Here is a 20,291-nt window from a genome sequence, read left to right as displayed (position 1 = left end):
CACTGTATCGGAACTCTACATAGGGGTGGGTACCCGTTCGACGGGAATCCACAGCTCGGCGTCCGCCTGGGTGCCGTCCGCGGACACCCGCACCCGGGAGATCTCCGGTCCAGGACGGCTGCGGTACGGGTTGGACGGAAACCACTGGGTGAACACGTCGCGCCACAGGTACTGCACCGCCTGCGGAAACGCACCGGACGTGGTGAACACCGCCCACGACCCGGCCCGCACCGGCAGCGCGTCCAGGTCCTCCGGCGGCACGGCGCCGGTCACCACACCGTGCCAGTAGTCCAGCTCGGTGCCCTCCTGCCGGCTGTCGGCGAGGTTGTCGCTGACGTTGACGATCCCCTTCGGCTCCTGATCGGAGAGCGCCTCGATCCGCTCGGTCGTCTCCTTGTCGATGCTCCGGATGAACGCGACGATCGTCGGGTTCATCCCCTCGTGCACCAGCGGGACCCGGGCCTTGCGCCCCACCAGCGCGAACGCGTCCTTGTCGACGATTCGGTACTCCATGCTGCCGCTCCCTTCGACGGTGAGTCGGAAGGACATCCGGGGCTGGGCGCGCAGCGCTGCCCCCGTACGCCGAGCAACTCCTGGCCCCACGCCGTGTACGGCGTGGAACGCTCGGGCGAACGCCTCCGCCGAGCCGTAGCCGTAGTGCACCGCGACGTCGAGCAACGTCCGCTTCCCCGCCAGCACGTCCGCACCGGCGACGGTGAGCCGCCGCCGACGGATGTACTCCGACAGCGGCATTCCGGCCAGTGCGGAGAACAGCCGCCGGAAGTGGTACTCCGACGTCAGGGCGATCCGCGCCAGCTCGGCCACCTCGATCTTCTGGTCGAGGTGCCGCTCGATGTACGCCATGGCCTCGTTGAGCCGCTCCAGCACCCGGGCCTCCTTCCCTTTCGAGCACTGACGCTAGGTCGCGGGGTCGGTGGCCCACCCGACATGCGGTGCCCGCATCGGTCGGGTGGGCCGGCACCGATCGTCGTGTCGTAGCCTGGCGGACTTTGCTTCTTGAGGAGGTTGACGTGGCCGAGTATCCGCAGGACGTCGTGCAGCGCTTCCACGGCACCCCCGAACAGGTGGACGCCGGCCTGGTCGGCGAGCCGCCACGGACCTGGGCGTCCGTCGTCATCGAGGAGTACGACCGGGCCTGGGCGCAGCGATTCGTCGCCCTCCGCACGTCGATCGTCGAGACGCTGGGCGACGTGGCCCTCGGTGTGGAACACGTGGGGTCCACGGCGGTGCCGGGGCTGGCGGCCAAGTAGCCGGGTGGAACGACCTGGGCCGACGGTTGATAATCCTGGCGGTCACTCTGCCGCGCAAAGGGGTCTTCCATGGTGCGATGGCACTGGGTCGTCGGGGTGGTGGCGGCGATGCTCGCTGGTTGTGACACCGACGCAGACGCCACTGTCGACGCCGCGCTACCCCGCGGCGAGAGCCTCGGTGAGCTGCGTCAGCAGGCACGGGAGGCCTTGACCCGGTACGACCGGGCCGTGATCGACGCCGGTGGCGCTGGCGCCGTCACCCCGACACCACCACCGTGGAACTCCCCGCCGGGCATCGCCATCGAATCGGCGACCACAACCGGGGCCGGTACGCAGCTGACCGTCGACTTCACCGGCGCCATCGGGCCGGCGACCAGAAGCTGTGGCGCCGACTACCACGCGGAGTCGGTCGAGTCGGCCAACGCCGTCGTGGTCATCGTCATCGCGCAGCACCACAACAGTGGCGAGGTGTGCACCCTGGCGGGTGCCCCGCGTACCGCGACCCTCAATCTGGCCCAACCGCTGGGCAAGCGGCCGGTCCTCGAGATACGCCAAGGGCAACCGGTCCCGCTCACCCTCAAGTGAGCGCGCCGTGCTCAGCGCGGAGGTCACGCGCAGATCTTGGACAGTTTCCGTTCCGAGCTAGTTCCGAGCTAACGGTAAGTGTCCAAGATTCGGCCGTACGCCGGGGATGTGAGCCTGTCAGTGACCATCCGGATTCGTCAGGAACAGTCGAAGCGGTAGTCGAACGGCCTGGTGGGGCAGGCGGTGCAGACGAACAGGTAGATCCCGCCGGCATCGCCCAGCATGAGGCCGCTCGGGTTCTGGATCGTCCGCCACGGGTGATCGTCGTCGGTGTCCCACCCCCAACCGGCCATCGCCGGACGATCCTCTACCGGAATCCACCGCTTCTCGTCACCGCGGCTGAACTCCCAGCTGGCGACCGTCAGCAGATGGTCCATGGACGAGCCGCACTCGCAGACCGGCCAGTCCGGAGACTGGGTCCAGCCGGGGTAACCGCCGACCTTGATCCCCGAGGCGACCGCCAGATCGGATTCGTACTCCCAACCGGTCTCCTGCGCGACCTGCCTCATCGTGCCCTCGATCTGCGGCCACACGGCACCCGGGAGGTCCCAGCCCGGGTACTCGGTGACCCGCTCCGGGTCGAGCACGCACGGGTTGGGGACGTGCGCTGGATCTGACTCCACATCCGGTACGGGCATTTCCCGAAGCCGGGTGCCGATGTCGGCGCGACGACGCCATCGCAGTGCAGGGCGAGGTGTCGTCCACGGGTCATGGTCGAATGGGCACCACAGGACCTGCAGCACGTCCGTGCCCACTGGGAACGGCACTTCGGGCACGTCCTCGGCCAGCAACTGCGCCACCGGCACCAGCGGTGCCGCCGGCTCGCCCGGAGAGTCGCGGTAGTGGTCGCCGGGCTCCGGCCCGTCGCACATCGGCCAGGCTTCGTCGGCCGGCCACAGCAGCGGGCCGCCTACCGAACTCTGCTCCGCAGTCGGCGAACCCGGGCGGGGATGCAACCGGACGGTCGTCCGGGCCAACGGCGCAACCGCCGGAAAGACCTGCGGCACGTCGATGGGGCTGGAGGGGGTGGTGTGCACGCCGCCGATCGTAGGAGGCGCGCAATCAGCGTGCTCAGCGCGGCGGCTGCTGCATGATCCAGGTGGGCACCGGCGCCGACAGGGAGCCCACCACCTCCCAGCCGGCCCGGCGGTACAGCTCCACGTTGCCCGGGTTGCTGGTCTCCAGGATCGCCGGCAGGCCGTCGGCGGCGGCGGCGGCACGATCCAGCCCGACCCGCATGACGGCCCGGCCCCAACCGCGTCCGGCGCTGTCGGGGTGGGTACCCAGGACGCCGAGATACCAGAAGGGGTACGTCGGCAGGGCGTCGTGCACGACGTCGTCGTAGCCCTGCACCCGGGCCAGCACGTCGGCCGGGTAAGGATCCTCCGACGACCCGTGCGCGGGGGCCGCGCCGGCAGCCGGTTGCCCGGCCGGTGGCTCCCAGATGGCGACCGACGCGCCCCCACCGATCGTCCAAATCGACGAGCGGTGCACCCGCTTGTCGAAGAGGTGCCCGAAAAAGGCGGCGGCGTAGCGCGGGTAGGTCTCCTCGTCGGGGAACAGGTACCGCAGGACGGGATCCTTGACGAACGCGGCGACCAGCGAACCGACCACCGCGTCACGGTCGGCTGGGGTGGCGATGGTGATCTCGGGCGCTGTCACAGCGGTCGACACTATCCGGAAAAGCACCTTGACCCTGACATGGTGGCGGACCGGAGACTGGTCCCATGGACCTCGATGACTACCGCAGACACTCCCCCTACAGCGACCCCGGGCGGCACGGCGGGCTCCTCGACGCCGTGTCGACCGACATCCCCACCGTGGCGGCGACCGCCCGCAATGTGATCGTCCACTACCGGGCCGGCGGCGTCGAGCTGCCCGGCGACCGGCTGGAGGAGGTGAACTGCCGCTGGGTGGACCGCATCCTCGACACCGACCAGTCCCGATTTCCGCTGCCCCTCACCGCCGATCGTCCGGCCGTGGACCGGGTGGCCGGCTGCTGTCGGGACCACACGCTGCTGTCGGTCGCGATCCTCCGTCAGCACGGCATTCCCAGCCGCAGCCGGGTCGGTTTCGCCTCGTATTTCATGCCCGGTTGGCACCACGATCACGTACTGGTGGAGTACTGGAACGGCCACCGCTGGGTCTGGGCCGACCCGGAGCTCGACCCGGCCGGCGACTGGGGGTTCGACGGCTACGACATCGACCCGAAGGCCGGGCTCTTCGACTCGGCAGCCCGGGTGTGGTCGGCGTACCGGGCGGGCACGATCGACCCCGAGGTCTACGGCGTCAGCCCGGAGTTGCCGATCCGTGGCGCCTGGTTCATCCACGACTACGTCCTGCTCGAGCTGGCCCACCGGCAGAAGGACGAACTGCTGCTCTGGGACAGCCTGGACGCGATGACCGACGACGTCACCACCGCCGATCTCACCCTCGTGGACGAGATCGCCGCGTTGCTGCTCGCCGCCGACGGCGGCGACGACGCCGCCGCGGAGAAGACACTCGCCGACCGGTACGCCAGCGACGCCCGGCTCCGCCCCGGCTCGCGGGTACACAGCGTCTCGCCGGTCTCCGACACCGTCAGCACTGTCGACCTGCGCCGCTGAGCGGGCCCAGGGAGGTTACGCCCTACCCAAAGGTGAAGGCGTACGCCTCGGCGCCGGGCTCGTCGAACGTGATCTTGAGGGTCCGCTCCCGGACCGCGCCGTCCAGACGTTGACCAGGACGACGCGCCTGCCCAGGTCGGCGGGGCCGAGTGGTTCGGAGTTGAGCCACTCGGCCGCCCCGGTCAACGGGGCAGGTGCACGGCCATCTAGCGAAGTGACCGGAAGGCGGTGCGAAGTTCTTCGGTGAAGATCGTCGGCTGTTCCCAGGCCGCGAAGTGCCCGCCCACGTCGAGCGTGTTGTAGTAGATGAGGTTCGGGTACGCCTGCTCGGCCCAGCTCCGCGGCGCCTCGTACAGCTCGTCGGGGAAGACGCTCACGGCGACCGGGACGTTCACGCCCTTTGCGGCGAAGAACGACAGCTTGTTCTCCGCGTACAGGCGGGACGCGGAGATCGCGGTGTTCGTCAACCAGTAGAGCGAGATGTTGTCCAGGATGTCGTCGCGGGTGAGGCCGGCTTCGGCCCCGTCGAAGACCTGCGCGATCAGGTCAAGACTCCTCGCGTCGTGGTCGAGCAGGAAGGCCGCCAGGCCGGCCGGAGAATCCGCCAGCCCGGTCAGCGTCTGCGGACGTGTCGCCATCATGAGGGCGTACGCGACGTGCTTCCAGACGAAGTTGACTTCCTCGGCGGCACGCATCTCGTCGTCGGAGAGACCGGATGGCAGCGAGCCCATGGCGTTGTTCGCGCCGGTGGTGTCGCCTTGGAACAACAGGTCGATCTCGGGTGGGACCGCACCGGGCATGTTGGTGTGGATGCCGAGCAGTTCCGGAGGGGCCTGGACGCCCATCTGGTCCACGATGACCGCGCCCCAGTCGCCGCCCTGTGCGACGAACCGGTTGTAGCCGAGCCGGTCCATCAGCTCCGTCCAGGCGGTCGCGATCTTCTGTGGGTTCCACCCCGGCTCCCTCGGCTTTTCGGAGAAGCCGTGGCCGGGCAGCGAGGGAATCACCAGGTGGAAGGCGTCCGAGGCGCTGCCGCCGTACGCCGTGGGATCGGTGAGCGGCTCGATGATCTTCAACTGCTCGATGATCGACCCGGGCCACCCGTGGGTGACGATGAGCGGCAGCGCGTCCTCATGCTTCGAGCGCACGTGGATGAAGTGGATGTCCACCCCGTCGATGGTGGTCATGAACTGCGGTAGGGCATTCAGCCGCGCCTCGACCTTGCGCCAGTCGTACTCATTCTCCCAATAGCGGGCGACGGCCTGGATCGTCGCGAGTGGCACGCCCTGCGACTGGTCGTCCACCGTTTCCCTGTCCGGCCAGCGGGTGGCCCTGATGCGCCTCTTCAGGTCGTCAAGGTCGGCCTGGGGAATGTCGATCGAGAACGGCCGAATCTCCGTGGTGCCCGGACGAATCTTGGTTGTGACAGCCATGCGTGTTTCCTCTCCGTCTCGGTTTGCGCCTCGCGAGGAGAAATCAGGGGTGAAAGGCTCTGCCCGGACTTGTGTGCCAACGAGATGGGCACGCCGCCGCCATAGTTCGGAGCCTAGAACGCCGCGCCCCGGGCCCGTGGCGATACAGCTCGTCAGCGCGTCTGCTCGGGGGCCGCGACGGCCTGCTCGGCGGCGCGGCTGACCTGCTCCCAACCCGCCCAGGTGTCCATCCGCCGACGGGAGATGTCGAACGCCAGGTCGTACACCATGCTGCCGAGCAGGAGCCGCAGCGGCGGGTCGTCGCTGTCGACCAGCCGCAGCAGCGCCTCGGCGGCCAGCCGGGGTTCGCTGTCGATCGAGCCTTCCGCCCACTGGCGCTCCAGCTCGGCGCGCAGCGGCGCGTAGGCGTCCATCGGGGTGGTGGCGCGCACGCTGGTGTAGAGGTCGGTCCAGTAGCCGCCCGGCTGCACGATGCTGACAGTGATGTCGAAGGCCGCCGCCTCCATCGCCAGGGCCTCACTCATGCCCTCCAGGGCGAACTTGCTCGCGCTGTACAGGCCGGTGCTCGGAAAGCCGCCGAGCGCGGCGATGCTGGAGACCTGCACGATGTGGCCGGACCGTTGGGCGCGCAGGTGCGGCAGCACCGCCTGACTGACCCAGAGCGCGCCGAAGAGGTTGACCTCGAACTGGGCGCGCGCCTCGGCTGCGGTGAACTCTTCGATCATGCCCATGGACAGGGTGCCGGCGTTGTTGACGACGATGTCGAGCCGGCCGAAGTGCTCGACGGCGGTGTTCGCGGCGGCGATGACCGCCGCCCGGTCGGTCACGTCGAGGGTCAGGGCCAGCAGCCGGTCGGCGTACTTCTCGTCGAAGTCGCCCTGGGTGATGGTCCGGGCGGCGGCGACCACCCGGTCACCGCGGTCGAGGGCGGCGTCGGCGAAGGCGCGGCCCAGGCCGCGGCTGGCACCGGTGATGAACCAGGTACGCATGGGATTCTCCCGTTTCATTTTTGAGACGAGACGGTTCGTCTCGTGATGCGCCGAGACTAGGTCCGTGCGCCGCCACCGTCAAGACGAGACGGTTCGTCTCGCCCGCTGGTATCGTTCTGCCCATGACGCCCAACACGGCCCGCCGGAGAGAGACCTCCCGCCGCGCCATCCTCACTGCGGCCTTCGACCTGCTTCAGGAAATGGGGTACGCGAAGCTCAGCATCGAGGGCATCGCCGCGCGGGCCGGCGTCGGCAAACAGACCATCTACCGCTGGTGGCAGTCGAAGGGCGCGGTCATCTTCGACTCCTTCCTCATGCTCAGCGAGACCACCGAGGGTGGGCCGCCGACCCTGCCGGACACCGGCGACCTGGCGGCGGACCTGACCCTGGTGCTGCGTGCGACCGTCGAGGAGATGAACGACCCCCGGTACGAGCAACCGATGCGCGCGCTGGCCACCGAGATCGCGCTCGACCCCGAGCTGGCCGCGGCGTACGCCGAACGGTTGGACGGCCCGTTGAAGGAGGCCAAGCGGCAGCGCCTCCGCAGCGCCCAGCGGGCGGGCCAGATCGCCGAGGACATCGACCTCGACGTGGCGGTGGACCTGATTTGGGGTCCGTTGTTCAGCCGCTGGCTGCAACGCAGCGGCCCGCTCACCGCCGAGTACGCCGACCTCGTCGTGAGCACCGCCCTCAACGGACTGCGCCCCCGCCGCTCCGCCGAGTGACGATCGGTGGGACGGCTTTGCGCTGCCACAGCACGGTGCGGCAACATCAGGCGCCGTGACGGCACCAGGCACGGCCCCCGGCGACGACATCCCGGCCGGCGACGACGGCACGCGCCGGTCGAGTCGGCGGGTCCGGCACTGGTTGGCTGGCGCCGGGGTCACCGCCCTGGCCGCCGTACTCGGGATCACCCTCGCCGTCCGCGGCGGCGCCACCCCGGCCTGCGCCGCGCCGCCGACGGGCAACGCCGTCCACAAGGGAACCGCCAGCTTCTACGACGCGGGCCGCTCGGGTGGCAACTGCTCCTTCCCCGGCCCGCCGGCGGACCGGCTCTACGTGGCCCTCGGCGCGTCCCAGTACTCCGGATCGGCGGCCTGCGGCAGTTACCTGGAGGTGAGCGGCCCGAAGGGCACGGTCCGGGTCATGGTGATGGACCAGTGCGGCGGCTGCGGCCCCAGCAAGATCGACCTCTCCACCGAGGCGTTCACCAGGATCGCCGACCGGTCGCAGGGCATCGCGTCCGTGACGTACCGGGCGGTGGTGAACCCGCCGCTCGACGGAGGGCTCACCTTCCGGATCAAGGGCGGCGCCTCGAAGCACTGGTTCGCGGTGCAGGTCGGCAACCACGGCAACCCACTCCGCTCGGTCGAGGCGAAGGGACCGGGCGGCGGCTTCCGCAAGGCCGCCCGGCAGAGCGACAACCACTGGACCATCGAAGGCGGGATCGGCCCCGGGCCCTACAGCATCAGGGTCACCGACGCGTACGGACGCCAGGCGACCGCCACCGGCATCCGCATGGTCATCAAGCAGGTGCAACGCAGCACGGCCACCCTCGCCAGCGCCTCCCCCACGCCCAGCAGCTCGCCCTCAGCCCCTCCAACCCCCAGCGCGGTGCCCTCGCCTACCCCGGCGGAGTCGATAGCACCCACGACGACAGTTGAAGCCCTCGCTGGCGCCGCGCCACTCGACCGCCCCCGCTGCTGACTCTCGGGACCTTCACGGCGCGTCTCGCCACCCGACGTGTCGGCTGGGCCAAGGTCAACATCCCCGGATGGAGTACTAGGCTCGGGGGGTGTCCGAGCAGCGCAGCCTTCCGCTGTGGGCGGGACGCACGGCCGCGCTGCTGGGCATCGTGCTCGTCGCCTTCACCCTGCGCCAGGCGGTTGCGACGATATCGCCGATCCTCGGCAACATCCGGGTGGACATCCCGATATCGAACATCGGCGTCGGGCTGCTCGGCACGTTGCCACCGATCCTGTTGGCGGCATCCGGGTTCGTCGCGCCGCGCGTCGCCCGTGGCTTCGGCCTCGACGGCGGCATCGTGCTCGCGCTGCTGCTCATGACCCTCGGCCATCTCGTGCGCGCGTTTGCCCCGGGCTTCGCGGTGCTGCTCGGCGGCAGTGTCGTCGCGCTCGCCGGTACGGGAATCGGCAATGTGCTGCTGCCGCCGATCGTGCGGCGCTACTTTCCCGACCGGGTGGCGCTGCTGACCGCCGTCTACGTCTGCGTCGTGGGTGTGGGCACGGCCGTGCCCGCCGCGGTCGCCGCTCCGGTCGCCGAGCAGGTCGGCTGGCGGTTCTTGCTCGGCGTCTGGTCGGTGACCTCGGTAGTCGCGCTCGTTCCGTGGCTGGTCATCATCGCGCGGGAGCGCCGCCAGCGACGCTCGGATGCCGTCGCCGTCGAGTCCCCGCCTTCCGCCCTCGTCACGCGACTGTGGCGGTCACGCGCGGCCCTGTCGATCACCGTCGTGTTCTCGACCAGCACGATCTGCACCTACGCGGCTTTCGCGTGGCTGCCCGAGATCCTCGGCGACATCGCCGGCTCGACGCCGACCGAGGCCGGTGTGCTGCTCGCCGTCACCGGCATCATCAGCGTGCCCGGCGCATTCATCGCTCCCCTACTCGTCGCGCGGCTGCGCAATGTCGGCTGGCTGATCGCCGCCGGTGTCGCCAGCTTCGTGTTCGGCTACCTCGGCCTGCTGCTCGCGCCCGCGACACTCACACTGCTCTGGGTACTGCTCATCGGCTCGGGGTCGATCCTGTTCCCGGTCTGCCTCGTGCTCATCAACGTTCGCACTCGAACCCATGGCGGCACCGTCGCGCTGAGCGGCTTCGCCCAGGGGGTCGCGTACGCGCTCGGCGCGCTCGGTCCGCTGGTCGTCGGGCTGCTGCACGACGTGAGCGGCGGGTGGACCCTGCCGCTGCTGTTCCTGCTCGCTGTCGCCCTCGTGGCGACCATCCCGGCGATCACGCTTGCCAGGCCCGCGTTCGTCGAGGACGAGCTCGCCCGCTAACGCACCGCTGGACCACAGTGGCGATCCTCGCCGACCCCTTCCTCGTCGCTGGCGAAAGAGAGAAGCGACACCCGCCAAGGCCCGTTGACATGCGTTTCAGATGAGTGACAGCGTTGTCATCGACTCATTTCCTCCATATGAGACGAGGAGCATCTTGCTCTATCGGAACTCACACCGCCGCCGCGCGACAGCAGCTGCCGCGGTCGGCATCCTCATCACGGGGCTGGCGCTCGCGCCCTCCGCGCCGGCCCAGGCCAGCCCTCACAAGGCGCAGGACGCAGCCGTACGGTCGGGTGACGCACGCTTCGAGGTGCTGTCCCCGACCCTGATCCGCACCGAGTACCAGAAGGACGGCCGGTTCACCGACGCCGCCACGTTCAACGCCATCGGGCGCGACGACTTCCCCCGTACGCGATTCACGAAGCGCGTCGAGCACGGCTGGCTCACCATCGACACCGGCGCCATGACGTTGCGGTACCGGGTCGGCTCGGGCGCGTTCACCGCCGACAACCTCACCGTGCAGCTCAAGGCCGGCAAGCAGACCGTGCAGGGCCAACCCTGGGCCGGCCACACCGCTCCGGACTGCACGTTCGGCGCACTCTGCGAGGCCGAGTCGCTGCAACTGGACGGTCCCGGCGTGGCCACCGACCACCAGGGATTCACCGGACGCGGCTTCGCGGCCGGTTTCGCCTCGTCCGGCGACTCGGTCACGTTCGCGCTCGACGCCCCGGCAGCCGGCACGAAGCAGCTCACCCTCCGGTACGCCAACAGCACCGGCGGCGACGGCCAGAACGTGGCCCGCACCCTGACGGTTCAGGTCGACGGCGATGCCGGCCACACGCTGACGCTGCCGCCCACCGCGAACTGGGACACCTGGGGCACGGCCAGCGTGCCGGTGGACCTCACCGCCGGCCGGCACGAGATCAGCGTCGTGCGCGGTCCCAACGACTCCGGCAACGTGAACGTCGACAGCCTCGCCGTGGTCAACCCGGGTGACCCGTTCCCGGCGCCGGCCCCGCCCCAGCCGCAGCCCCTGCGGTTCGGCACGCTGGCAGAGGCCGAGACCGGCACGCTGACCGGCGGCGCGCGGCCCGCGAACGACCACAACGGCGCATCCGGTACGGGATTCCTGGCCGGCCTGGAAAGCACCAGCTCCGCCGACATGCTCACCGTGACTGATGTTCCGTCTACGGGTGACTACCAGGTGCAGATCCGCTACGCCAACGGCCAGGCCGGCGCCCAGCCGATCCAGACACGCACCATGTCGATCACCGCGGGCACGGCGGCACCGGTCACGGCGACCCTGCCGCCGACCAGCGGGTGGGACTACTGGAACACCGTCTCCGTCCCGGTCCACCTCGACCGCGGCACCAACACCGTGACGCTGGGCTGCCCCACCGACGCCAGTTGCAACGTCAACGTCGACACGGTCGCCGTCACGAGCAAGGACTCCCCGCTACTCGCCCCGCACGCGCCGCTCGGCGGCTACCGCCGGGGCCTGGACGGCGTGTCCGGCGCCGCACTGACCGCCCCGGGCCTGCTCTACCAGGACGGCTGGTACCTGCTCGACGACTCGGCCTCGGCCCTGAGCACCACCAAGCCCCGGCCCGCCCCGGAGCAGGACGGCTACGTCTTCGGGTACGGGCAGGACTTCACCCGTGGCCTGAAGGACCTGTCCACCCTGACCGGGCCCACGAAGCTGCTGCCCAAGTGGGCGTACGGGGTGTGGTACTCCGAGTACTACGACCGCACCGCCACCCAGTTCCAGGACCTGGTGGCCCGGGCGAAGGCCGAAGGCGTACCCATGGATGTTCTTGTCCTTGACACCGACATCAAGGCGCCGGACAAGTGGAACGGCTGGAGCATCGACCCCACCCGGATCCCCGACCCGAAGGCGTTCTTCGACTGGGCCCGCAAGCAGGGCCTGCACACCGGCATCAACATCCACCCGAGCATCCTCGGCTCGGACCCGAAGTTCGCGCAGGCGCAGGCCACCGCGAAGGGCAAGCTCCAGCGCGTCGGCTGCAACGGCGGCCCCGACTGCTACGCGTTCGACTTCGGCGACCCGGACCAGCTCAAGGCGTACCTGCAGCTCCACGACGAGATGCTGCCGAAGGGCAGCAAGGGCCCGGACCTCTGGTGGCTGGACTGGTGCTGCGACAACACCAAGTCCTCGCTCGCCGGGGTGACCGCCGACGCGTGGATCAACCAGCAGTACGCCGACAAGACCGGCTTCGCCTTCTCCCGCGCGTACGGGTCGTTGCAGGCCGGCGGCTACAGCAGCCCCACCCCGGTGTCCACCGGACCGTGGGCCGACAAGCGCACCACGCTGCACTTCACCGGCGACACCACCAGCAACTGGCAGACCCTCCAGATGGAGGTCGGCTACACGCCGGGCGAGTCGGCAGCGACCGGGCTCGCCGCGGTCAGCCACGACATCGGCGGGCACACCGGCGGCCTCCAGGAGCCGGGCACCGAACCGGGCAGCACCAAGCTGCCCGACGACCTCTACGCCCGGTGGGTCCAGTTCGGCACGTTCCAGCCGATCGACCGGCTGCACTCCAACCACAGCGACCGGCTGCCCTGGCAGTACGGCCCGGCGGCGAACGCGTCGGCAAAGAAGTTCCTGAACCTGCGGAAGGAGCTGCAGCCGTACACCTACGCCGCCGCCAAGGAGGCCACCCGCACGGGCACGCCCATCGTCCGGTCGATGTACCTGGCGTACCCGAATGAGCAGGCCGCGTACGCCACCGCCGGATCCCAGTACCTCTACGGCCCGGACTACCTGGTGGCACCCGTGACGACGCCCGGCACCACCGCCACCACGTCGGTGTGGTTCCCGCCGGGCAACAGCTGGACCGACATCTTCACCGGGAAGACGTACCGGGGCGGCACCACGCAGGACATCACCACCACGCTGGACACCATGCCGGTGTTCAAGAAGCACTGACAGCCTGGCTTGACACCGGCCGGGTGGGGTCCAACCCCACCCGGCCGGTTCGTTTCTTCTGCTGGACTCAGCGTCGGCGAGGTCGGCGGGCCAGCGACAGCCAGCCGAGGAAGCGGGCGTGCAGCGCGGGCAGGTCGGGGCGCAACCCCAGGTTGTACGCATCGTCGATCGCGTCGTGCATGGACGCGGCCAGGTAGAAGGCCAGCGCGATCGAGTGGCCGTAGAACTCGGCGGCGAGGGCGAGCTGAGCTGGGCCGCACGGCCAGGGCGCGGCGCAGTTGCGGCACCGCCACGCTGGACGCATCGGCAGGTGCGGGCGCGGGCGGACGGTCATCCGATCCGCACCGGACGCCGCCGGCGTTTGGCTGGCCTGGTCGGCAGGGCTTGCATCCGTACGCCCGCACGCACCACGTACAGCTCGCGCCGCGCCACCGCGTCGCCCGCCGCGTTCAGCTGGTAACCCTCAATCCAGACCCATCCGTCGTACGTGTGCCGCTCGGGCAACTCGCGGATGACGCGTACGAAGATCGGGCGCAGGAACTGCACGCTCGCCGCGGCGGTCAGGTGGATTACGTCGCCAGCCTTCATCTTTCCGAACTTCTCGGACTTGTCGTAGGGCACGGTCTTCCCCTGGGTGCCGTTGGGAAGGGGCCGCTCCCGTGAGTGCTCGCCCGTCGGAAGCGGCCCCGCTGCGAACGCGACCACCGGATCTCGTGGGCCTGCCAGCCGCGCCGCCTGGTGACACTCTGCTGTGGAGGCCACTACGCTCGGAAGGGATCGCAGGCGGCCGGGCCGGAGCTGGCAGAACAGGCTCCAGGCGTGTGGCACCTCGGGTAGTCGATCTCCGATTTGAGGAGAGTTGTATGGCTGACGTGCCGAGTCCCCTCGCGGACTTCATCGTGAGCGAGATCCGCCGCGCTCGCGGAGCGTCCGGGATGACGCAAGAGGCGTTCGGCCGGGCAGCAGGCTTCAGCGCCTCGCACGTCAGCGCCGTAGAGAGCGGCACCCGAGCGCTGACGATGGACTTCATCAAGGGCGCTGATCGAGCTTTGAAGAACGGCGGACTCTTCGAGCGCCTGGCGACAAAGTTCGGCGCGCCGTCGTGGTTCCTGCCCTGGCTGGACGCCGAGCGAGAGGCGACACAGCTTCGCTACTTCGAGCCCAACCTGATACCCGGCCTGCTACAGGTGGAGCACTACGCCCGCACCGTCCTGCGGACAGACGAGAGCCTCACCGACGACGAGGTTGAGCAGCGCGTCCAAGCGCGCATGAGCCGGCAAGCGATCCTGACTGGCGAGCGTCGGCCACAGTTCGTCGCCGTGCTGGACGAAGGCGCGATACGGCGCACAGGTGATGATCTCGGCGGGATCATGGCTCAGCAGATCGCCCATCTCGTCGCGATGGCCGAGCTTCCACACGTTCACGTCCACGTCGTACCGGCTGCCAGCGGCCTACACATCGGGCTGTCCGGACCGTTCGCACTGGCCCGGTCCAAGGAGGGCGTGTGGGTAGGCCACCTCGAAAACCAGCTTGGCGGTGACGTCATCGACAAGGACGATGAGGTAGCTACGCTTCAGGCAAGGTGGGAGAGCGTCCGGAACGAGACGCTACCTCGCCGGCAGTCCATCGACCTGCTGAAGGAAGTTGAGAGCCATCATGGACCTCAGTAGCGCCCAGTGGCGCAAGTCCACCCGCAGCGGCGCGAGCGGCGGCAACTGCGTCGAGGTCGCTGACAACCTGCCCGGTGTCGTTGGCGTCCGGGACAGCAAGGACCCCGCCGGCCCGGCTCTGACCTTCGGTCCGGCTGCTTGGCGGGCATTCGTCGCGCAAGTCTCCGGGCACGCCTGACGAGGCCAGACGCGACCAAGTCGAAGCCCCCACGCCAGCGCCGACTGTCCAACGAGCTGATGAAGGAAGTACACGGCCATCATGGACCTCACTAACGCCATCTGGCGCAAGTCCCGGCGCAGCGGATCGTCCGGGGGCAACTGCGTCGAGGTCGCCGACAACCTGCCCTACATCGTGGGTGTTCGGGACAGCAAGGACCCTGCCGGCCCGGCCCTCACCTTCGGTCCGACAGCCTGGCGCGCGTTCGTCGCTCAGGTAGCCGAGCGGCCGTAGTCCGGGTGCGACCGGGACCGCGTAGTCCCGGTCGCAACAATGGATCAGGTGAAGATGGCGCCCATCATGGTGGCGGCGGTGTTACCGCGCGGGCGGCGCGTTCTCCGACGGCTGCTGCCTGCTCCGGGGTTCCGAACATGCCAGCCTCGCTGATTTGAATCGGGGCGAAGTCAGCCGGAACGACTGATCGATCAGAGCGACGCTTCGGAAACCTGCTGTGGATAGCATCGCTTGTGCCAACTCTCCATGTACTCCGGGTCTTCTGTGGTCCCGGCGGTCAGTGCGGAAATCAGCTGGGCGTCGTTCTTGACGGCCCTGCCGTGGCCGCTGGGCAGGACCGTCAAGCCGTGGCCGCGCGGTTGGGTTTCAGCGAAACCGTCTTCGTCGACGACGCCGGCACCGGGGTCGTCGACATCCATACGCCGAGCGTGCGGCTGCCGTTCGCCGGGCACCCCCTGGTGGGCACGTCCTGGTTGCTGAGTCGACGCCACGCCAGCCCGGCACTCCTGCACCCGCCGGCCGGCCCGGTGCCCACCTGGCAGGAGGGCGAGTTCACCTGGATCAGGGGTCGCGCGCAGTGGGCGCCCGACAGGCTCATGCAGCAGTACGCCTCAGCCGAGGAAATTTGCGCGCTGCCGGGTCCGCCGCCCGGTGAGGGATGGCTGTACGCGTGGGCGTGGCAGGACCAGGCCGCCGGCCGAGTGCGTACCAGGGGATTTCCTCGCCGGGGCGACGGCATCATCGAAGATGAGGCCACCGGAGCGTCCGCGATCGTGCTCACCGCCGAGCTGCGCCGGGCGCTGAACATCACGCAGGGCAAAGGGTCTCAGATCCTGACCCGACCGGGCCCGGACGACACCGTCGAGGTCGGCGGCCGGGTCACCCTTGAGGAAACCCGCACTCTTTAGAGGAAATACCACGCCAGGCACCCGCTCAGGGCGTCCCGCGCATTGAGCAGCAGCGAATACTCGCCGGGCGTTGTCTCGATCATGAGAAGCAAGGTCATCGGGGAAGAATGGCAGCCGCCCGTAGCCGGCGACACGAATCGCGTCGTCGCTCTGCCGGGATCAGCGTGGCCGAGGTACGACGCGGCCGCCTTGACGGCAGCGTGAACGTCACCGGGTCGCATCGTTAGACCGAGGACGCCACGGCCCTGGTCCGCCACCCAGCAGAAAAAACCAGGTCAGGACCTCAAGGCTCTGAGCTGACCTACGCATTACGAGTGTGTCGCTCCAGCGCGGGCGACGGACGAGTCGACCTGTACGCCGGATTCTGTGCGCGGCGCGTACCCCGAGGGGTTTGCGCCGGCGGCGGCCATCCATCTCGGCCTGCCGTTGCCGGCAGGCTCTAGCGGCCTACCCGCAGACATCGGGCGGGCAGCCCTCAAGCGTCTGCGCCGGGTCGTCATCTTGCGGTGACGGCCCTTGCTTGGCCTTGCTCCGGGTGGGGTTTACCGAGCCACCCCGGTCACCCGGGGTGCTGGTGGGCTCTTACCCCACCGTTTCACCCTTACCGTCCCCGTTGGGGTCGGCGGTCTGTTTTCTGTGGCACTGTCCCGCGGGTCGCCCCGGGTTGCCGTTAACAACCACCCTGCCCTGTGGAGTCCGGACGTTCCTCGGCGGCGGGCCGAAGCCCGCCGACGCGACCGCCCGGTCGACTCGTCCGTCGCCCTGTCATCCTAACGACGCCGCTCGCGCGCCTATTGCCGCCCCGCAGGCAGTGCCCGCGCAGACCTTCCCCGCAGCCGGGCCTTCGACAGACCCGGCCCGCACGGCAGCGCGCGTGGAGACGGACATTGGGTAGCGACCGGTCAGTTCACGCTGATCGTCACGACACCGGTTCCGGCGTACGCCTTCGGCAACTCGGTGAGGACCGGACGCCCGGTGGGCCACTCGGCGTCGGGACGTCCCAGCGCGGCGGCATGGGCTAGCTGCCAGTCCACACCTTGACGTAGCAGACGCCCCACCAGCAGAGCGGCGGCGTAGCCCAGCTCGACGACCTCCAGCGCTGGTAGGGCACCGATGTGCTCTCCCAGGGCCGGGCGGGCGGAGGTGGCCGCGGCAAGGCAAAGTGCCGGCACCTGGACGTGCCGCCCCGCACCCCTGTGTGCGGTTACCACGAGCCCGCAGAGCGCCGGGTTGCCGGCACCGAGCGTGAGCAGCGCCGTGTGGTCGAGGATGACCGCGGCCTCGTTCACGCCGCCCGCCGGCCATCTTCGGCTAGAGATTCCGGGACATTGCCAGCTTCGACGGCCGCCCAGACGTCCTCGCCCCGGGTGAGGTCGTCGGCGCTGAGGTCGGAAGCGATCTTGAGCCGGACGTACTGCTCTGCGCGCGCCGCGCGGTCGCGCAGTTCGTCGGCGGTGAGTGCCGCCTGGGTGAGCTGGGCGATGAGGTCCCGGATGGTCGTTCCACGTTCGTTCGCCAGGAGCGCCAAGCGGTCGCGTACCTCGGTGTCGACTTTGATCGTGGTATCCACGACCGGAGTATGCGACCGGTATACCGCTGGCCTGTTCCGCCTCGCCGGCCAGCTCACGACGGGTTCGGCGCGCGTACTAGCCTCGTGTGGCTATGGATCTCTCCCACGCCGCGCTGCTGCTCGCCGCCGGTCTCGCCGCTGGCACTGTCAACGCGGTGGCCGGTGGCGGTTCGCTGATCACCTTTCCGGCGATGATCGCGGTCGGGTTGCCCCCGGTGCCGGCGAACGTCAGCAACTCCGTCGCCGTGTTCCCCGGGTATCTGGCCAGCGTGGCGGGCAGCCGGCAGGACCTGCCGCGCCCCCGCGCGCTGGCCACGCTGGTGCCGACCACCATCGTGGGCACGATCCTCGGGGCGTTGCTGCTGCTGGCCACCCCGGCCCGCGCGTTCGAGCTGGTCGTACCGTTTCTGGTTCTCGGCGCGACAGCGGTCCTGGCCTTCCAGGACCCGCTGCGCCGGCTGGTCGGTCACCCCCGGGACATGTCGCCACGCCAGCGGACGGTCACGGTCCAGACGATGGTCGCGCTGGGCTCGGTGTACGGCGGTTACTTCGGTGCGGCGCTCGGGGTGATGCTGGTGGCCGGGCTGGCCCTGGTGTTGGACGCGACCCTGGCCCGGGTGAGCGCCATCAAGAATCTGCTCTCCGCGGTGGTGGGGTGCACGACGCTCGTGGTGTTCGCCCTGTTCGGCCCGTTGAACTGGGCGGCCGTCGCGGTGGTCGCTCCGGCCACCCTGGTTGGGGGGTACGCGGGCGCCCGGCTCGTCCGCCGGCTGCCGCCGGTGGTGCTCAAGACGCTGATCGTGGTGTTCGGTACGACGATCGGCCTCTACCTGCTCTGGCGCGCCCTGAACTGAGGCCGCCCACCCGCTCCCCCACCGCCCGGAACCCGCACCCACGCCGCTCAAGATCCGGGCAACTTCAGGGAAACTGCTGCCTCCATCGCCGTTGAGGCAGCAGTTTCCCCGAAACTGCGCGGATCTTGGACGGCGCGGGGCGGCGCGGCGCGGGGCGGCGCGGCAAGGCGCGGGGCCGCGCGTCAGTAGGCCTCGCCTACCGGCTCTTCGGCGGTGTTCTCGGCGCTCGCGGCGCTGCGGTTCCAGCGGGACCAGAGGACGCGCTCGCCGTAGCCGGCGGCCATCACGTGCGCGAAGGCCAGGTAGACGAGCACGCCGACGGCGAGCACCCCGAAGCCGACCCAGAACGGCAGCGCCAGCGACTGCTCGGCGAGCTTGCCGGAGATGATCGGTGCCGGTGCGGCGGCGCCCCAGCGGACCAGGTTGAACGCGCCGGTGGCGACGCGCCGATCGCTGGACCCGAGGCCGAGCGCCAGGTCGGTGAGGTTGGCGTTGGCCAGCCCCATGCAGAGTCCGGCGAGCACCAGCACCACCAGCGCCTCGGCGGTGCTGCTGGAGGTGGCGAAGAGGACCATGCAGACCAGCAGCCCGGCGATGGCCACGCCGACGGTCTGCACCGCGCCGATGCGGTGGGCCAGTCGGTGACCGATGACCAGGATGCCGGTGGCCAGGCCGAGGCCCCAGCCGGTGAACGCGAGCCCCAGCGGGACGATGTCCAGGCCGAGGAAGAGCGGCGTGTAGCCGAGCACCACGAAGAACACGAAGTTGTACGCGGCGGTGACCGCGCAGAGTGCGATGAACGCCGGCCGGCGGTAGGTGGCGAAGATCTGGCCGACGCGTACCGGTGCCTGCCGGTTGGTGGGTTCGCGGAGTTTGCGGGAGGCCACGCCGAGGGCGAGGACCATGAAGACGCCGCAGACGAAGAACGGCAGCCGCCAGCTGACCTGGCCGAGCAGGCCACCGATCAGCGGTCCGACGGCGAAGCCGAGACCCAGGGCGGTTTCGAAGAGGCCGACCACCCATTCCCGGTCGATGGCCAGGTTGACCAGTACCACCATGGCGGTGGCGAAGAACATCGCGTTGCCCAGCCCCCAGACGCCGCGCAGCACGGAGAGCTGCACGATGTTGTCGCTGAACGAGGCGAGGATCGCGGCGAGGCCGACCACGGAGACGCCGGTGATGAGCACCGGCTTGAAACCGAACCGGCCGCTGGCCAGCGTCGCCGGGATCATGCCGAGGGCCATGACCGCGATGTACGCGGTGAAGAGCAGCTCGACCTGCCAGGCGGTGACGCCGATCGCCTCGCCGATGGCCGGCAGGATCGGGTCGACGACGGCGATGCCGGCGATGGCGAGGAAGGCCACCAGCGTGGTGGCGTAGATGGCACTGCGGTTCGGTTCGGAACGCCGATCCACTCCGACTCCTCAGATAGCTGTATCGTACAGGTATTTATTCTGTATCATACAGCTATGAGCGACGACCATGACGAGAGCACCCTCGGCCGGATCGAGACCGAGGTGGCCCTGCTGATGCGCTTCGGCGAGGCCACCCGGCGGGCCACCGGCACCGCCGAGCACCGGGTGCTGGACCGCGCGGCGTACGTCATCCTGCGCCACCTGGCCGACGCCGGCCCACAGAACGTCTCCGCGCTCGCCGCCCGGCTCAACCTGGACGGCTCGACAGTCACCCGGCAGGTGTCCGCGCTTCAGCGGGACGGCCTGATCACCCGTACCCCGGACCCGTCCGACGGGCGCGGCACTGTCATCTCCCCCACCCCGGCCGGCCTCCAGCGGATGGCCGTCGTGCAGGCCGCGCGCACCCGGCTCTACGGCGACATGCTGGCCGACTGGAGCCCCGAGGACCGCTCCAACCTCGCGACCCTGCTAGGCCGCCTCAACCAGGCCCTGGTAAACCGCAACCGCCCCCGCTGACCGGTCCGGACGGGGCTTGAACCGTTTGCGACATCAGCTCCACAGCACCAGACGGAC

General features: G+C 69.6%; 23 protein-coding genes and 1 other RNA gene. 13 read left to right on the top strand and 11 right to left on the bottom strand.

Annotated features, from left to right (window positions below; translation table 11 throughout):
* Nucleotides 1–15: 15 nt before the first annotated feature.
* Nucleotides 16–888: an AraC family transcriptional regulator gene (locus tag ABZU52_RS18105; protein WP_354972155.1), complete on the bottom strand. Its 873-nt coding sequence runs from the start codon at nt 886–888 to the stop codon at nt 16–18.
* Between the two features lie 143 nt (nt 889–1,031).
* Here ABZU52_RS18105 and ABZU52_RS18100 point away from each other — a divergent pair, with 143 nt between their 5' ends.
* Both ABZU52_RS18100 and ABZU52_RS18095 read left to right on the top strand, forming a co-directional pair.
* A complete protein-coding gene (locus tag ABZU52_RS18100) occupies nt 1,032–1,271 on the top strand; it encodes a GrpB family protein (RefSeq protein ID WP_354972154.1) in 240 nt (79 codons plus the stop codon).
* Nucleotides 1,272–1,340: 69 nt separating this feature from the next.
* On the top strand, nt 1,341–1,856 hold the full coding sequence (locus ABZU52_RS18095) for a hypothetical protein (RefSeq protein WP_354972153.1): 516 nt from the start codon (nt 1,341–1,343) through the stop codon (nt 1,854–1,856).
* 137 nt (nt 1,857–1,993) lie between these two features.
* Here ABZU52_RS18095 and ABZU52_RS18090 read toward each other — a convergent pair whose 3' ends face one another.
* Both ABZU52_RS18090 and ABZU52_RS18085 read right to left on the bottom strand, forming a co-directional pair.
* Nucleotides 1,994–2,893 (bottom strand): hypothetical protein, encoded by a 900-nt coding sequence (locus tag ABZU52_RS18090; RefSeq protein ID WP_354972152.1) that lies wholly within the window; start codon nt 2,891–2,893, stop codon nt 1,994–1,996.
* A gap of 34 nt (nt 2,894–2,927) precedes the next feature.
* Entirely contained in the window at nt 2,928–3,518 is a 591-nt protein-coding gene (locus ABZU52_RS18085; RefSeq protein ID WP_354972151.1) for a GNAT family N-acetyltransferase, read from the bottom strand.
* A gap of 65 nt (nt 3,519–3,583) precedes the next feature.
* On the opposite strand from ABZU52_RS18085, the gene ABZU52_RS18080 reads away from it, so the two are divergent.
* The gene (locus tag ABZU52_RS18080; RefSeq protein WP_354972150.1) at nt 3,584–4,462 is read left to right on the top strand and encodes a transglutaminase domain-containing protein; all 879 of its coding nucleotides are present in this window, start codon (nt 3,584–3,586) and stop codon (nt 4,460–4,462) included.
* Between the two features lie 206 nt (nt 4,463–4,668).
* Here the strand turns inward: ABZU52_RS18080 and ABZU52_RS18075 are convergent, their stop codons facing one another.
* Entirely contained in the window at nt 4,669–5,895 is a 1,227-nt protein-coding gene (locus tag ABZU52_RS18075; protein WP_354972149.1) for an epoxide hydrolase family protein, read from the bottom strand.
* 152 nt (nt 5,896–6,047) lie between these two features.
* Entirely contained in the window at nt 6,048–6,884 is an 837-nt protein-coding gene (locus ABZU52_RS18070) for an SDR family oxidoreductase (RefSeq protein ID WP_354972148.1), read from the bottom strand.
* A gap of 122 nt (nt 6,885–7,006) precedes the next feature.
* Between ABZU52_RS18070 and ABZU52_RS18065 the strand changes: the two genes are divergently transcribed.
* The 4 genes from ABZU52_RS18065 to ABZU52_RS18050 all read left to right on the top strand — a co-directional run bounded on the left by ABZU52_RS18065 (nt 7,007) and on the right by ABZU52_RS18050 (nt 12,850).
* On the top strand, nt 7,007–7,609 hold the full coding sequence (locus ABZU52_RS18065; protein WP_354972147.1) for a TetR/AcrR family transcriptional regulator: 603 nt from the start codon (nt 7,007–7,009) through the stop codon (nt 7,607–7,609).
* Between the two features lie 55 nt (nt 7,610–7,664).
* Entirely contained in the window at nt 7,665–8,591 is a 927-nt protein-coding gene (locus ABZU52_RS18060) for an expansin EXLX1 family cellulose-binding protein (protein ID WP_354972146.1), read from the top strand.
* Between the two features lie 88 nt (nt 8,592–8,679).
* Nucleotides 8,680–9,900, top strand: coding sequence for an MFS transporter (locus ABZU52_RS18055; RefSeq protein WP_354972145.1), 1,221 nt, complete (start codon nt 8,680–8,682; stop codon nt 9,898–9,900).
* 154 nt (nt 9,901–10,054) lie between these two features.
* The gene (locus ABZU52_RS18050; protein ID WP_354972144.1) at nt 10,055–12,850 is read left to right on the top strand and encodes a TIM-barrel domain-containing protein; all 2,796 of its coding nucleotides are present in this window, start codon (nt 10,055–10,057) and stop codon (nt 12,848–12,850) included.
* Nucleotides 12,851–12,917: 67 nt separating this feature from the next.
* Here ABZU52_RS18050 and ABZU52_RS18045 read toward each other — a convergent pair whose 3' ends face one another.
* Nucleotides 12,918–13,184: a hypothetical protein gene (locus tag ABZU52_RS18045; RefSeq protein ID WP_354972143.1), complete on the bottom strand. Its 267-nt coding sequence runs from the start codon at nt 13,182–13,184 to the stop codon at nt 12,918–12,920.
* Nucleotides 13,181–13,438, bottom strand: coding sequence for a hypothetical protein (locus ABZU52_RS18040; protein WP_354972165.1), 258 nt, complete (start codon nt 13,436–13,438; stop codon nt 13,181–13,183). The genes ABZU52_RS18045 and ABZU52_RS18040 overlap by 4 nt, the downstream gene beginning before the upstream one ends.
* 275 nt (nt 13,439–13,713) lie before the next feature.
* On the opposite strand from ABZU52_RS18040, the gene ABZU52_RS18035 reads away from it, so the two are divergent.
* The 4 genes from ABZU52_RS18035 to ABZU52_RS18020 all read left to right on the top strand — a co-directional run bounded on the left by ABZU52_RS18035 (nt 13,714) and on the right by ABZU52_RS18020 (nt 15,879).
* Complete coding sequence (locus tag ABZU52_RS18035; RefSeq protein WP_354972142.1) at nt 13,714–14,520, top strand: helix-turn-helix transcriptional regulator; 807 nt, start codon at nt 13,714–13,716, stop codon at nt 14,518–14,520.
* Nucleotides 14,507–14,698, top strand: coding sequence for a DUF397 domain-containing protein (locus tag ABZU52_RS18030; RefSeq protein ID WP_354972141.1), 192 nt, complete (start codon nt 14,507–14,509; stop codon nt 14,696–14,698). The genes ABZU52_RS18035 and ABZU52_RS18030 overlap by 14 nt, the downstream gene beginning before the upstream one ends.
* Before the next feature lie 81 nt (nt 14,699–14,779).
* Nucleotides 14,780–14,971: a DUF397 domain-containing protein gene (locus ABZU52_RS18025; RefSeq protein ID WP_354972140.1), complete on the top strand. Its 192-nt coding sequence runs from the start codon at nt 14,780–14,782 to the stop codon at nt 14,969–14,971.
* Between the two features lie 233 nt (nt 14,972–15,204).
* Complete coding sequence (locus ABZU52_RS18020) at nt 15,205–15,879, top strand: PhzF family phenazine biosynthesis protein (RefSeq protein WP_354972139.1); 675 nt, start codon at nt 15,205–15,207, stop codon at nt 15,877–15,879.
* Nucleotides 15,880–16,216: 337 nt separating this feature from the next.
* Here the strand turns inward: ABZU52_RS18020 and rnpB are convergent.
* The 3 genes from rnpB to ABZU52_RS18005 all read right to left on the bottom strand — a co-directional run bounded on the left by rnpB (nt 16,217) and on the right by ABZU52_RS18005 (nt 17,449).
* Nucleotides 16,217–16,632, bottom strand: an RNA gene (gene rnpB / locus ABZU52_RS18015) — RNase P RNA component class A.
* 149 nt (nt 16,633–16,781) lie between these two features.
* On the bottom strand, nt 16,782–17,168 hold the full coding sequence (locus ABZU52_RS18010; protein WP_354972138.1) for a hypothetical protein: 387 nt from the start codon (nt 17,166–17,168) through the stop codon (nt 16,782–16,784).
* Entirely contained in the window at nt 17,165–17,449 is a 285-nt protein-coding gene (locus ABZU52_RS18005; RefSeq protein WP_354972137.1) for a hypothetical protein, read from the bottom strand. Before ABZU52_RS18005 ends, ABZU52_RS18010 begins: the two co-directional genes overlap by 4 nt.
* 92 nt (nt 17,450–17,541) lie before the next feature.
* Here ABZU52_RS18005 and ABZU52_RS18000 point away from each other — a divergent pair, with 92 nt between their 5' ends.
* Nucleotides 17,542–18,303, top strand: a complete 762-nt coding sequence (locus ABZU52_RS18000; RefSeq protein WP_354972136.1) for a sulfite exporter TauE/SafE family protein — start codon at nt 17,542–17,544, stop codon at nt 18,301–18,303.
* Nucleotides 18,304–18,485: 182 nt separating this feature from the next.
* Here ABZU52_RS18000 and ABZU52_RS17995 read toward each other — a convergent pair whose 3' ends face one another.
* Nucleotides 18,486–19,718, bottom strand: a complete 1,233-nt coding sequence (locus ABZU52_RS17995) for an MFS transporter (protein WP_354972135.1) — start codon at nt 19,716–19,718, stop codon at nt 18,486–18,488.
* Between the two features lie 54 nt (nt 19,719–19,772).
* Here ABZU52_RS17995 and ABZU52_RS17990 point away from each other — a divergent pair, with 54 nt between their 5' ends.
* Nucleotides 19,773–20,234, top strand: coding sequence for a MarR family transcriptional regulator (locus tag ABZU52_RS17990; protein WP_354972134.1), 462 nt, complete (start codon nt 19,773–19,775; stop codon nt 20,232–20,234).
* Nucleotides 20,235–20,291 lie beyond the last annotated feature (57 nt).

Origin of the sequence: Micromonospora sp. NPDC005220 (genome assembly GCF_040607895.1) — a bacterium.
Taxonomy (GTDB): domain Bacteria; phylum Actinomycetota; class Actinomycetes; order Mycobacteriales; family Micromonosporaceae; genus Micromonospora.
The sequence above is the reverse complement of the archived record's forward strand: the minus strand, read 5'-3'. Positions and strand labels throughout refer to the sequence as shown.